10 protein-coding genes are annotated in these 12,924 nt (G+C 60.2%); 5 read left to right on the top strand and 5 right to left on the bottom strand.

The window, feature by feature from the left end:
- The first annotated feature begins 9 nt into the window (after positions 1 to 9).
- The 4 genes from ACP15N_RS07080 (at position 10) to ACP15N_RS07065 (ending at position 3,664) form a co-directional block, all read left to right on the top strand.
- Positions 10 to 948, top strand: a complete 939-nt coding sequence (locus ACP15N_RS07080; protein ID WP_425091517.1) for an ABC transporter ATP-binding protein — start codon at positions 10 to 12, stop codon at positions 946 to 948.
- Complete coding sequence (locus ACP15N_RS07075; protein ID WP_425091516.1) at positions 945 to 1,448, top strand: DUF1348 family protein; 504 nt, start codon at positions 945 to 947, stop codon at positions 1,446 to 1,448. The genes ACP15N_RS07080 and ACP15N_RS07075 overlap by 4 nt, the downstream gene beginning before the upstream one ends.
- Before the next feature lie 22 nt (positions 1,449 to 1,470).
- A complete protein-coding gene (gene cynS / locus ACP15N_RS07070) occupies positions 1,471 to 1,941 on the top strand; it encodes a cyanase (RefSeq protein ID WP_425091515.1) in 471 nt (156 codons plus the stop codon).
- Between the two features lie 160 nt (positions 1,942 to 2,101).
- A complete protein-coding gene (locus tag ACP15N_RS07065; protein WP_425091514.1) occupies positions 2,102 to 3,664 on the top strand; it encodes a peroxidase family protein in 1,563 nt (520 codons plus the stop codon).
- Positions 3,665 to 3,728: 64 nt separating this feature from the next.
- On the opposite strand, the gene ACP15N_RS07060 is transcribed toward ACP15N_RS07065, so the two are convergent.
- Both ACP15N_RS07060 and ACP15N_RS07055 read right to left on the bottom strand, forming a co-directional pair.
- On the bottom strand, positions 3,729 to 6,857 hold the full coding sequence (locus ACP15N_RS07060) for an efflux RND transporter permease subunit (RefSeq protein WP_425091513.1): 3,129 nt from the start codon (positions 6,855 to 6,857) through the stop codon (positions 3,729 to 3,731).
- Positions 6,858 to 6,863: 6 nt separating this feature from the next.
- Entirely contained in the window at positions 6,864 to 7,994 is a 1,131-nt protein-coding gene (locus tag ACP15N_RS07055) for an efflux RND transporter periplasmic adaptor subunit (RefSeq protein ID WP_425091512.1), read from the bottom strand.
- 288 nt (positions 7,995 to 8,282) lie between these two features.
- Here ACP15N_RS07055 and ACP15N_RS07050 point away from each other — a divergent pair, with 288 nt between their 5' ends.
- Entirely contained in the window at positions 8,283 to 9,725 is a 1,443-nt protein-coding gene (locus ACP15N_RS07050; RefSeq protein WP_425091511.1) for a hypothetical protein, read from the top strand.
- A 28-nt stretch (positions 9,726 to 9,753) separates the two neighbouring features.
- Here the strand turns inward: ACP15N_RS07050 and ACP15N_RS07045 are convergent, their stop codons facing one another.
- Genes ACP15N_RS07045 through ACP15N_RS07035 form a run of 3 tightly spaced genes read right to left on the bottom strand, consistent with a single transcriptional unit; the run spans position 9,754 to position 12,901 of the window.
- Positions 9,754 to 10,347: a hypothetical protein gene (locus ACP15N_RS07045; protein WP_425091510.1), complete on the bottom strand. Its 594-nt coding sequence runs from the start codon at positions 10,345 to 10,347 to the stop codon at positions 9,754 to 9,756.
- Entirely contained in the window at positions 10,337 to 12,400 is a 2,064-nt protein-coding gene (locus tag ACP15N_RS07040) for a glycosyltransferase family 2 protein (RefSeq protein WP_425091509.1), read from the bottom strand. The genes ACP15N_RS07045 and ACP15N_RS07040 overlap by 11 nt, the downstream gene beginning before the upstream one ends.
- Before the next feature lie 27 nt (positions 12,401 to 12,427).
- Positions 12,428 to 12,901, bottom strand: coding sequence for a hypothetical protein (locus ACP15N_RS07035; RefSeq protein WP_425091508.1), 474 nt, complete (start codon positions 12,899 to 12,901; stop codon positions 12,428 to 12,430).
- Positions 12,902 to 12,924: the final 23 nt, after the last annotated feature.

The raw sequence follows: 12,924 nt of genomic DNA, 5'->3' as shown, positions 1-12,924 counted from the left end.
GGAAAACGCATGTCTAAACCCTATGTCAGCGTCGAACGCCTGACCCAACAGTTTCCCGATGGAAGTGGCGGCACATTGACCGTGTTCGAGAATGCCACCTTCGGGATCGAAAAGGGGGAGTTTGTCTGTATCCTGGGCCACTCTGGGTGCGGCAAATCCACGATCATGAACATCCTCGCAGGGCTTGCGGAGCCAAGCTCCGGGGTCGTCAAGATGGACGGGTTTGCGGTGTCCGGTCCGTCTTTGGACCGGGGCGTCGTGTTTCAGAACTATTCCCTTCTGCCATGGCTCAGCGCCCTCAAGAACGTCATTTTCGGTGTGAAGGCGCGCTACCCTGACTGGTCGAAAGACAAAGTCGAGGCACACGCCCGAGACTACCTTGCGATGGTGGGGCTGGAGGGAGAAGCAATCCATCGAAAGCCTGCGCAGCTTTCGGGCGGGATGCGGCAGCGGGTATCCATTGCGCGGGCGTTTGCCAATCACCCCAAGTTGTTGCTGTTGGACGAGCCTTTCGGTGCGTTGGACGCGCTGACGCGCGGCACCATTCAGGACGAACTGGTCAAGATCTGGAGCGGGACCGAGCAGACCGTTTTCATGATCACCCATGATATCGACGAGGCTATTTTCCTCGCGGATCGAATTCTGCTGATGTCCAACGGCCCCTATGCACGGGTCGCGGAGTCGGTCGAGATCAATCTTCCACGTCCGCGGTCACGGACAGAAGTCATCGATGACCCGAATTATTATGCCATCCGCAACCATCTCGTGCACTTCCTTGGTGAAAGATCCAAGGAGCTGTCCGGTGCGCCGACAGGTGCTGACGACAACAAGCCTGAAACCGTGCGTCCCGGCCAGAAAGCATCTCGTCCGGCCGCAGCGTCTGTTCCGGACCCCGAGCCTGCGCGGATCAAGCCCGACGCTCCGACATTGCGGGCGGTGAACCAATGACCTCTGAGGCAACTCTGGCGCCGGAGGCCGCAATCGCACCACGTCCTCCGGTGCCACCTTTTTCCTATGACGAGGCCGTACAGAAGGTGCGTATGGCGGAAAATGCCTGGAACACACGCGACCCGAAAAAGGTCGCGTTGGCCTACACGCCCGACACAAAATGGCGCAATCGCTCCGAGTTCCTGAATGGCCGGGCAGAGGTCGAGGCCTTTCTCACCCGCAAGTGGGCAACCGAGAATGGCTACCGTTTGATCAAGGAAATCTGGGCCCATGCGGAGAACCGCATCGCTGTGCGGTTCTGCTACGAGTACCACGATACGGACGGCAACTGGTTTCGGGCCCATGGCAACGAAAACTGGGAGTTCGACGCGCACGGCTACATGGCCGTGCGCCATGCGTCGATCAACGATGTCGCGATTTCAGAAGACCAGCGTTTGTTTCACTGGCCGCACGGTCCGCGGCCCGACGATCACCCAGGTCTGAGCGCGCTCGGCCTCTAATTCAATGACTGAGGAGGACCCCATGAAGGACACGTTCGAGGTACCCGCCATGATGACAAAAGAGGACGTCACAATGATGATCCTTTCGGCCAAGAAGACTTCCGGCATGAGCTGGGAAGAGATCGCTGAAAAGATCGATATGTCCCCTGTTTACACGCATTCCGCCGCGATGGGCATGAACGCCCTGCCTTTGGAAAACGCCAAGACGCTCTGCACGGTTCTCGGACTGCCGCAAGAAGCGGCGAGCGTGTTGGAGGAAAGTCCGACAAAGGTTTGGGAACAGGCCGTGCCAACGGACCCGTGTATCTACCGCCTCTATGAAATCGTTGGCGTCTACGGCCCCACCATCAAGGCCCTGATCGAAGAGAAATTCGGCACCGGCATCATGTCGGCCATCGACTTCGATATGCAGATCACCAAGGTCCCGAACCCCAAGGGTGACCGGGTCAAGATCGAGATGTCCGGCAAGTACTTGGCCTATAACAGCTGGTAAACCTCGCGCGTGTTTTGCGTGAGTTCACGATGCCGCGTCCCAAAGCCGGGGCGCGGCGTTCTTACTTTTAACGCAGGCCGCAAACGCTCGAATAACTGGAAACTAACACCGGGATGAGGAAGACTGGCGCATTCATTGATGCCTTGGGGAGTTCTTTGTCATGTTCAGTTTGCCTTACTCTGTTCAGAAAGTGCTGTTTTCTGTCATTTCCGCGATCGAACCGCTGGCCGCGTGGGTGAACCGTTTTGCCATCGATCGCATTGTCCGGCGCGCGAGAAGCCGCCCGCATCCACTCAGTACGGAACGCGACTATGTGTGTTGGCCGGGCCTGACCGACCGCCGTTGGAGCGGTCGTCACCTGCCACCGCGGACCCCTGAGAAACGTCCCGATCCGGACAAGCTGAAGGTCCTGTTCGAAAGGCGTGCCGGCACGCAGCGCATGTGCCCGAAATCGACCTGTCTTTTCCCGGCTTTTGCGCAATACCTGACGGACGGGTTCATTCGTACGGAGACAGAGGACCTGACGCTTGAGGGCGAAAGCCAGAGCACTCGCTTGCGCCGCAACACGTCTAACCATGAGATCGACCTCTGCCCGCTTTACGGCCGTACGGAGGCGCAGACCAACGCACTTCGGTTGCGGTCAGACACTGCGGGCAAAAAGGGGCGCCTCAAGACCCAACCGGGGAAGGACGGGGACTATGCCCCGTTCCTCTACAAGGATGGCATTGTCGACCCGCAATTCGAGATACTGGACCCGCCGCTGGGCAGCAGCGACCTGGACGACGCGCGCCGCGCCAAGCTTTTTGCGTTCGGCGGAGACAGGGCGAATTCCGTGCCACAGGTCGCGATGCTGAACACGCTGTTTCTACGGGAACACAACCGTCTGGCAGCAGAGATCGAGGCCGACAATCCCGACTGGGATGATGATCGCGTGTTCGAGACGGCCCGCAACTGCGTGATCGTCATGTTCATCAAGATCGTGGTCGAGGAATACATCAACCACATCTCGCCGATGCCCTTCAACTTGCGCGCCGACCCGTCGGGGGCCTGGACGGCGCCTTGGAACAAGCCCAACTGGATCACGACGGAATTCAGTCTTCTCTACCGTTGGCACGCGCTGATCCCGGATGCGATCAAATGGGGCGGGACGGCGCGTCCGGTGCCAACGACTTTCATGAACAATCAACTGCTTCTGGACGCCGGGATGCTGCAAAGCTTTGTCGATATCAGCGCGACACAGGCGGCAGAAATCGGTCCGCGCAACACGCATCCCGACTTGTTGCATATCGAGGTTGCGTCGATTCTCCAGGATCACTTCTGTCAACTCGCGAGTTTCTCGGATTATTGTGACTACTTGGGGCAGCGGCGTCCGGTGTCATTTTCCGCGATCTCGTCCGACCCGGATGTGGCGCAGAAGCTGTCCGAATTCTACGATAGTCCGCGCGACGTCGACTTTTTCGTCGGCCTGTTTTGTCAGGACCGTGTGCCGAACAGTCCGCTCCCCGCGCTCGTTCTGTCCTTTGTCGCCCTCGATGCGTTCAGTCAGGCGCTGACCAACCCGTTGTTGTCCAAGCACGTGTTCAAGCCCTCGACATTTTCGGCCCCGGGATGGCGTGCGATTGCGCGCACTCAAACCCTGCGCGATGTGCTCGACCGCAATCTTGTGGATGGCGTGGGTGACAGCTTCATCGCAATGACCCGAGCGGAGTGGCAGCCCGAATAGGGCGCATCTGCCGACCAAGCAGCGGGCGAGGGGGCAAGGCCCTCGCCAAACGCGTGCGTCTCGATCAGACTTGTGGGGTCTCGGTCTTGGGCTTGCCTTTCATCCATTCGCGTGCCTGTTGCAGCAGGACATAGAGCACCGGGACGATGATCACCCCGAGCACCGTCGCGGCGAGCATCCCGCCAAAGACTGCGATGCCGATGGCTTGCTGGCTGGCGGCACCTGCACCGCTGGCCAAGACCAGCGGAATAACCCCCAGAAGGAACGACAACGCTGTCATCATCACCGCGCGGAAGCGTTGGCTTGCCGCCTCCATAGCGGCCTCCCGGATGCTGAGCCCGCTCGCACGCCGTTCCATCGCGAATTCGACAATGAGGATGGCGTTCTTTGAGGCCAGCCCGATCAGCATGATCATCCCGATCTGGGTGTAAAGGTTCACGTCCCCACCGGTCACGGCCACGGCCGCAATCGCGCCGAACAAGGCGACTGTGACTGATAGCAGGATGCCGAACGGCATTGTCCAACTCTCGTATTGCGCGACAAGGAAGAGGTAGCCAAAGATCACCGCCATCGCGAGGATCACGAACACCAGCCCGCCAGCGGCCTGTTGCTGTTGGGCAGTGCCGGTCCATTCATAAGCATATCCCGGGGGGAGGGCGTTTGCCGCCTCTTCCTCCAGAACCCGGATGGCATCACCGGTGGACAACCCCTCGGCCGGAACGGCGGTTACGGTGGCGGAGCGGAACATGTTGTAGCGGTTCAGCGCCACCGGGCCGAGTTCATTGCGTACACTGATCAAAGTGCCGAGTGGCACCATCTCGCCCTGCCGGGATCGCACGTAAAGCGCGTTTAGATCATCGACCGTGTCGCGGAACTCGCCATCCGCCTGAATCATGACGCGGTACACACGGCCAAACAGGTTGAAGTCATTCACGTAGTACGACCCCATGTACGATTGCAGGGTCAGGAACACGTCCGAGATCGGGACATCCAGCGACTTTGCCTTCTCCCGGTCCAAGTCGACAAAGACCTTGGGCACATTTGCGCGGAAGGTTGAATAGACCTGCGCCATCTCCGGCCGTTGATTGGCTGCGTACACCAGAGATCCGACCGCTGCTGCAAGATCCTGGGCGTTTCCTCCACCGCTTTGCTGAACCTTCATTTCGACCCCGGCGCTCATTCCCAGGCCTGAGATCGGAGGCGGGTTGAACGCGATCACACTCGCTGCGGCTTCCTGATTGCCGATCATCAAGATGTTGCGCAGCACGCCGTTGGCGCTCAAGTCTTCGGTCGTGCGCTCGTCCCAGGGTGTCAGGTTCGCAACGATCATCGCGCCATTGGACCCGCTGCCGTTGAGCAGGCTGAAGCCGTTGACCACGACGGTGGAGGCAACGCCGGGTATGGCGAGGATCTGCGCATTGACCCGGTCGGTCACGGCCTCCGTCCGCTCCAGAGACGCTGCATCGGGCAGTTGGACATCTGCAAAGAGATAGCCGTTATCCTCAAGCGGAATGAACCCCGCCGGGGTCGTGCTCAGCAACGTACCGGACCCCATGATCACGGCGCCGAGGATGGCAACCGCGATCAGAGGAACCCGAACGAGTTGCCGCACGATCCCGACATACCCAGATCGAACACCGTCGATGCCCTTTTCGAACCCCGCAAGAATACCCTTTGGCGGCCCGGAGCGCGGCTTGAGGATCAGCGAGCATAGCGCTGGAGACAGGGTCAGTGCGTTGATGGATGAAATCACCACAGCCGTGGAAATCGTGACAGCGAATTGCGAGTAAAGTCGCCCGCTGATGCCGGGCATGAAGGTCACGGGTACGAAAACCGCCAGAAGGACCAGCGTCGTTGCAATCACCGGTCCCGTGATCTGCCCCATGGCCTTGCGCGTCGCTTCGGCGGGACTGAGCCCTTCTTCGGCGATGATCCGTTCCACGTTTTCGACGACAACGATTGCATCATCCACCACGATCCCGATCGCCAGAACCAGCGCAAACAGAGAAATCGTGTTGAGCGACATCCCAAAGAGCAGAAGAAACGCGAATGTCCCGATCAATGAAACGGGGATTGCGATCGCCGGGATCACCGTTGCCCGGACGCTTCCGAGGAAAATGAACACGACCCCGATAACCAGCACGAACGTCTGTGCCAGTGTCGTGATCACATCTCGAAGCGATTGTTCGACAAACAGCGTGGAGTCGAACGGGATGTCGTATGTCACGTCATCTGGAAACGCGCGCGAGAGTCGTTCGAGCTCGGCGTTTACGCGCTCGGCCACCGCCAGTGCGTTCGCGCCAGGCGCCTGATAGATCGCCAGAACCGTGGCGGCGTTGCCGGAAAACCTGCCCGAAGCGCTGTAGTTGCTGGACCCCAGCTCGACCCGCGCAACGTCCCTGATCCGCACAATGCTGCCCGCGTCCCCGGTGCGAAGAACGATGTTCTCGAACTCGTTGACGGTGGTCAGGCGACCTTGCGACTTGATCGTATACTGGAACTGCTGCCCGGTCGGAATGGGGGGCGTGCCGATCTGACCCGCCGAAACCTCAAGGTTCTGTTCGCGGATCGCGTCGATCAGGTCAGCGGGGGTCAAGCCCAGACCAGCCATGCGATCCGGGTCCATCCACATCCGCATGGAATATTCGAAGTTGGTCATCACATCAGCCTGACCAACTCCCTGCACGCGGGCGAGGGCATCCTTGAGGTTGATCGATGCGTAGTTGGACAGGAAAACCTCGTCATAGGTCCCGTTTGGCGATGACAGCGTGATGATCATCAGCATGTTGGTGGACGATTTCTGCGTGACGACGCCCGACGATGTCACCTCCGTAGGCAAGGACGCTGTGGCCTGTGCAACCCTGTTTTGCACGTTGACCGACGCGATGTCGGGATCGGTTCCGATCTCGAAGGTCACAGACAGGCTGTAGGACCCGGTGTCGGTGCTGTCAGAGGACATGTAGATCATGTCGTCGACGCCGTTCACCTGCGTCTCGATCGGGGCCGCGACCGTGTTTTCAACCGTCTCCGAGTTTGCGCCGGTGTAGGTCGCGCTGACGTTGACGACAGGCGGTGTGATATCCGGGAACTGTTCCACCGGCAGAACGGTGAAACCTATAAGACCCATGATCGTCAGGACGATCGAGATGACGAATGATGTTTTCGGGCGGGCGATGAAGATCGAGGAAAACACGCGACCCTACTCCTCGACCGGGGTGCCGGCGAGTACGGAATCGACCGGTACGCCCGGGCGGACGCGTTGCAGACCCTCCACAATCACGGTTTCCCCTTCGCGCAGGCCATCTTCGACCACCACTGCGGTTTCAACCTGCCGTCCGCTGGTGATGTAACGTTGTTCAACCGTTTGCTGTTGGCCCACGACCAGCACGAAATCCCCACGCTGGTCCCGCTGCACAGCTGCCTGCGGGATCAAGAGCGCTTCGGTCGGTTCTGTCTCTTCGATGCGAACAGTGACAAATGATCCGTCGATGATCAGTTCGCGTTCGTTCGGAAACTCGGCACGCACAGTGATTGTCGCCGTCGTTGGGTCCACACGGTTGTCGACGAACACCACGCGGCCTTTTTCAGGCAGTTCGTCTCCGTTGGGCAGGATCACGTAGACATCCGGGGTCGTTGCGCTGCCGACAAGTTCGTTCTGCGTTGCGCCGGTCTGTTCGAGGACGTTCACGAATTGACGCTCCGTCAGAGAAAACTCTACATAGATCGGCGACACGCGCACAATGTTGACCAGCGGTTCCGTTGTGGGGCCCACGAGTTCCCCGACGCTGACACCGACGCGGCCAATACGCCCGGTAAAGGGGGCCAGAACTTCGGTATAATCGACATCGAGCTGAGCCATGCGTACTGCGGATTCCGCTATTTTGACCTGTGCTTGCGCGACCTGGTTGTTGGCAAACGCGATATCCCGTTCCGCTTCGGTGCCCACATCCCGTTCCAGCAACTCTTCCTTGCGAACAAGCTCGAGTTCTGCGAGATCGAGGTTCGCGTTTGCCTGTCCGAGGTCAGCTTCGCGGGCGGCAAGGGTTGCTTCGTAAATGTCCGGCTCGATCCGGAACAGCACATCGCCGCGCTGAACAAATTGGCCGTCCTTGACCAGGACTTCGTCGACGAACCCGCTGACCCGCGCGACAAGGTCGGCCTTGTCGACAGCCTCTCCGCGACCGATGAACAGCACCTCGTCGATCAACTCTTCGGTATACGCCGCCGCGACGGTCACCTTGGGGGCCGGAGGGTCCTGCGCGAGTGCCGTGGAGCCGAGGGTGGCCAAGCAGGCCCACACGGCGATGTGACGCGTCAGTAGGGTAACCATTCAGATCTTCTCCGTTCGTGAGCGAGGCGAACCTGCCTCGCACACTGCCGCCGCAACACGCATCCCACAATAGTGGAGTTGCATCTTTTGACCCGCAGGTCCGGTTTGACAGCGGAAAGCACGTTGTAGCGTGCGCCGCGCAAGGAAGCCTCGCCATGAACGGCTGGACCGGTTCATATCGCAGACCTGTGATTGCGTTGCCGTGCCTGCCCATGCAATGCTTTGGTTTTTAGGGTCGACTCGAGACTCACCGAAAATTAGGAAGCTCCAGTGTTGGAGGTTTGACGAGTGGAAAGCATTTCGTCCGAAGAACAGAGAATTCGTGCTGAAACGAACTGGGAAGAGCGCCTTGAGAAAGCGCGCGCTCAGCGAGAGGCGGTTTTGCGCGCGCGTGCGGAGGAAGGCACGCCGATCAAGACGAAGCCATTCGGAGAACCCAGCATTCGAAGCGTCGAGATGGCAGAGAAGATGCGGTTCGGGGCCACCAGCGCATCGGTCAGCCCCAAGGTCCGAGCTGCCAACGAAACCCGCGCGCCGTGGAAACGCTTGGTTCAAATCAGCCTCGGGTTCTGCGCCGGGATCGGCGTTGGCGTCGGTGTGATGTTGGTGCCGGATCAGTTGTCCTTGCGCGACGACGTGGCCAGCACTCAGACTATGCCTTTGACACAGGTGCGCGATACCGCTGCCGCGCCACCGGCAGAATTTACCCGTGCTGTAGCGACTGCGGACCCCGTGCAGGTGCCTGAAAGGGGGCCTTCGGTGCTGGACAACCTCACGGCGGAGATTGTGCCCTTGGCGTCCTTCTCTCAGCCGACCGCGCCGTCTATCCCCCGAGCGGTAGAGGAAGCGGGGATTGCGCTTGCAGCTCTGAACATCCCGTTCCCGAACGCGCCACAGGCCGATACCCTGCCGGATGTCGGAGAGCCTGCAACGAGGGCGGTGCTACAGACGCCGCCGATCGGCATAGCGGCAACGCCGCGCTTGCAGGATACCGCTCCGATCTTGACCTCGTTTGCCCCTGCGGGTGCCGATGCCGCACTCAGCGGTCGTACTTCGGTCGCGACGCGTCCAAGTCTTGAGCGGTTGCGGGCCGATCCAAGCCCGTTGCCCGTCTTTGCCCCGCGTGCAGGTGTTGCGGGGCTTTTCACCGCCACTCCGACCAGGCCCGAGCTTCTGGCGTCGCTGTCTATCGGGACATTTGCGGGCCCTCGAGAGACGGGCCCGGATGTTGCCGTGGCGGCACTGGATGATGCGTTCACCACGTTCGTACAGCCCGATGCGCTTGGCGTGGCACCCGCTGCCGGGGCCTTGCCTGCGGCTGGCCTGAGCCCACCGGCTCCGGCCATTCCTGGCGCAACCAGCATGGCGATGGCTATCTTCGCAGCGGGCACGGTTGTAGACGACGCGATCGAGACCACCCAGACCGTGGTGGAAAGCTACGGGCTTCCGGTTGTGGCGATCCGGCGGGTTGGCTACCGGATCTCCCAGAACCACGTTCGGTACTACGATGCCTCGACGGCGGCGGCCGCTAGTCTGCTCGCCACCAAGATCGGAGGAATTGCGCGGGACTTCACGCGCTCCGGGGTGAACCCTGAACCCGGGACGCTGGAAATCTATCTCGCAGGCAGTTCCACCGCGGCATCGCGACCTGCGCGAGCGCCGCAACCCAGCGCTGAAGATCGGTTGCGGAACAGCGTCATTGCAAAGTTGCGCGGTCGATTGGAAAGGTAGCTCGGGCCGCGGGAAGCCGTCTGCCGCGTCAGGCCGCGTCCGAGAGATCGACCAGTTCCAGTCCGATCCGGTGAAGAACCTCGGCAAGCTCGGGCCGCGCCTTGTCCATCACGATATGACCGACATCCCTGCCGGCACAGCACAGGGCGATGATCAGGTTCTTTTCGTCTTCGGTCAGATCGAAAGCATCCAAGTTGGTTCTGACATGTCCACCGAATGGTCCACGCAGGTCTTCCAGACTTATCCATGTCAGGGCCTCGGACCCCTCGACGAAGTTCTGTTTTCCCGCCTGACTGAAGCGCGCGGGGGCGACGATCTTTTCCCCGCCGGCCAGATCCCTGCGGTTGACGTCATATCGGTCCGGATGGATTTCAACGTCGAAGTATTGGGAGAGCGCCGTGCACACGGGCGGGTTCACCGCCGCGTCTTTTAAAGTCACCGTCGCCATCGGGTGGTGTTTCAGCGCCAGAAGCGCGGCCATGGTGCTCAGGCGTGGGCATGGCGCGCGGTCAACCCCCCAGAACCGCATCTCGCGAATGATCGGAACGCTTTCGTAGCTGCCCGCCGTGAAGCGGACAACGTAGAATTGCCGGTCGGGCGCATAGTCGAAGCTAAGTTCCATTGAACCCTCCGCGCTTGCCCTTGTTGGTTACGGCAAAGAAATCTCCGACCGTGCCAGCGTTCGCCACGCCCAGAGCATAGTTAAGGTCTGCCACGGTTTCGAATGCGCCCAGCAGGACATGAACCCCAGGCTCGGGATGGTTCACGGCAAAAAACTCGATCTCCTCCAGTCCGAAGGACAGCACGGAGGCGGGCAGCGCGCTCAAGGCTTCTGTCATATCCGCGTAGCAGCGCGAGATCACACGCCGTTGGCCCCGTTCCACCCGAAGCCCGTCGAGGCTTTGCAGACTTGAATGGGCCTCCAACTCGGATGCAGACACCACGCTGACACCCGGCAGGCCGGAAAACGCGGGCAGTTTTTCCAGCGTTTCTCCAGCGGTCAAAGCCTGGCGCGCCCGCATGACGAGCCTGGTGTTGTTGCCATACCCCTGTGAAGCGGGCAGGAAATCGAGCCCTTCCACCGTGCAGTGTCTGCCTTCCCCCGTGGCGCCAAAAATCGGATCGCAACCAAGGATCAAGGCGGCCTCCAGGTCGAGGTCGATATGAAACGCGCCGAACCCGGTGGGTAGGAAGGCCAGCATTTCCCGCATTGTCGGAAAGCCCGTGACCCACAACCCTTCCTCGGCTTCGGCCCGAACCGCTGCCAAAAACGGTTCCCCGAGAAAGTACTTGTAGGCCCCGTTGGTGCGGTCCGAGACTTCCCTTTGCGTAATGACCCCATGCTTGGAAACACTGGAATCGTGACAGCGGCGCAAACAGTGAAACTTTCCGGTATGCGGGATTTCGTACCCTGCCAAAAGCATCCGGATGTTGAGGTCGTAATCAGAACCGAGTGTCATCGTTTCGTCGTAGCGTACGCGTCCGAGCACATCTAGGCGGTAAAAGCCGGAGCTGTGCAAGGTCACTTTCCCACGGCGGCGCAGCAGTTGGTTTATGTCGCGCGCCTGCCCGAGAAAGGAGGTCAGGCGCCCGGACTCCTCGTCGAACTCGACCCAGCTGGAGTGGCAACCATGCGCGCCGTCCTCTGCCGCCATGCAGGCCATCTGCTCCTCAAAGCGGGTCGGTACGGAGAAATCGTCGTCATCATGGATCGCGATGTAGAAGCCGCGTGCGCGGTCGGTGATCAGGTTACGCGCTTTGGGGATCGACGGATCATCGAGCTCGTGCAGATGGATATCGAGTGTGGGAAAGGATTTGCGCAGCGCCGCTTCCTTCAGGCGCGCTGCCTTGGGCGACCCGTTCTCGCAGATCAGCACCTCAAAACTCTTGAAGGTCTGCTGTGCCAGCCCGTTCAGGCAATAGGCCAGGTGTTCCGCCCTGTTGGGGCGATCGATGGTCGCGATGGCTACGGTGATCGCAGGTCCAAAAACGCCCTCGTCCAGATAATCGGAGTAGCGAAACGGTTGCGGACGAAAGATTGAACAGTCTGCCAGAAGCGTCTTCTTGTGGCTGTCAGTGAACCGGCCCGAGGCTTGCGGTTCGGAAGGTGGATGGCGTTCGTGCATCACCTTGTCGGACAGATAGATCTCTACCCGCTTGCCATAGCGTCGCAAGCGCTGGCACAGGTCGTTGTCCTCGCCGCCATAGTCGAAAAATCGGGTATCGAACCCACCGATTTCAATCACGTCGGCACGGCTGAACAGGTTGCAACATCCTTCGCCCCAATTCGCACGCAGCCGTTTGCGGCTTGGACGTCCGTTTTGGAACTGAAAGTCGGTCGCCTGAAGGACGTAGAAGGCCACATCGCCGTCAGCGACGGTTTGGGCGAGTTGCCGGAGTGTGTCGTCTGGGACCAGCAATCGCACATCGGCGTCGATTTTGAGGATGACGTCGTTTGTCGCTTCCGCGATGCCGATATTGTTGGCCTCAGACAGGCACCATCTGTCGGCTTCAACCCGCACAACGCGGCACCCGGGTACCGGAGCCAGCGGTTCGGAGGATCCGAAATCCACGAGAATGATTTCAGAAATCGCAGGCAGGTCGCGCAGCGAGCCGATGCACACCTCAAGCCTTTCCAGTGACCAGTTACGGAATGGGACGATTGCCGAGATCATGAAGTGTTTTCCAACTCGGGGCGGACGTCAGGACTCCGACCCGAAAAACTGCGATCTGGCCACAACCTCCTGCGTGCAGAAAAGCTGCCCTGTGGCGGTTCCGATCCTTGGGCTGCCCGCCTGCAACAAGGATGGTTGCCCGCCGGTCCCGCACCCGATGACCTGGTTTTGCGCGCCTCCCGCAAATTCGATCGCGTCAGAGTTCACCACGCAGGCCAACAGGTTCGCACTTCCGACGCCGTCCTGAAGTGCCTGACGCGCGGCATCGATCGACACGCGCCCATCGCTACCCTGAAACGCGACAACCCCGTTGCTTTCAAGGACATCGAGAAACTCCACCGTCAGGTTCATCAGGATGTCTGCGTCCGGCTCGCCTTCAAAAAGGTCGGTCCCGCAAAGCTCTTGCGCAGTGCCGGTAATCGGCGCGATCGTTGCGGTCAGCGAAATCAAGCCAAGCCGCGCATATGCCAATGTTGTCTTCAGTCTCTGAAAAGCGACCATAATCAATACCTATCCACCCAACG

This window comes from Tropicimonas sp. S265A, assembly GCF_049800835.1.
Taxonomy (GTDB): Bacteria; Pseudomonadota; Alphaproteobacteria; order Rhodobacterales; family Rhodobacteraceae; genus Dinoroseobacter.
This window is presented reverse-complemented; position numbering and strand designations above follow the sequence as displayed.

What these genes read in the sequence shown, in the direction of transcription:
- cynS (WP_425091515.1), top strand. Translation starts at nt 1,471, where the DNA reads ATGAAGGACACGTTCGAGGTACCCGCCATGATGACAAAAGAGGACGTC.
- ACP15N_RS07040 (WP_425091509.1), bottom strand. Translation starts at nt 12,400, where the DNA reads ATGATCTCGGCAATCGTCCCATTCCGTAACTGGTCACTGGAAAGGCTT.
- ACP15N_RS07055 (WP_425091512.1), bottom strand. Translation starts at nt 7,994, where the DNA reads ATGGTTACCCTACTGACGCGTCACATCGCCGTGTGGGCCTGCTTGGCC.
- ACP15N_RS07080 (WP_425091517.1), top strand. Translation starts at nt 10, where the DNA reads ATGTCTAAACCCTATGTCAGCGTCGAACGCCTGACCCAACAGTTTCCC.
- ACP15N_RS07045 (WP_425091510.1), bottom strand. Translation starts at nt 10,347, where the DNA reads ATGGAACTTAGCTTCGACTATGCGCCCGACCGGCAATTCTACGTTGTC.
- ACP15N_RS07075 (WP_425091516.1), top strand. Translation starts at nt 945, where the DNA reads ATGACCTCTGAGGCAACTCTGGCGCCGGAGGCCGCAATCGCACCACGT.
- ACP15N_RS07065 (WP_425091514.1), top strand. Translation starts at nt 2,102, where the DNA reads ATGTTCAGTTTGCCTTACTCTGTTCAGAAAGTGCTGTTTTCTGTCATT.
- ACP15N_RS07035 (WP_425091508.1), bottom strand. Translation starts at nt 12,901, where the DNA reads ATGGTCGCTTTTCAGAGACTGAAGACAACATTGGCATATGCGCGGCTT.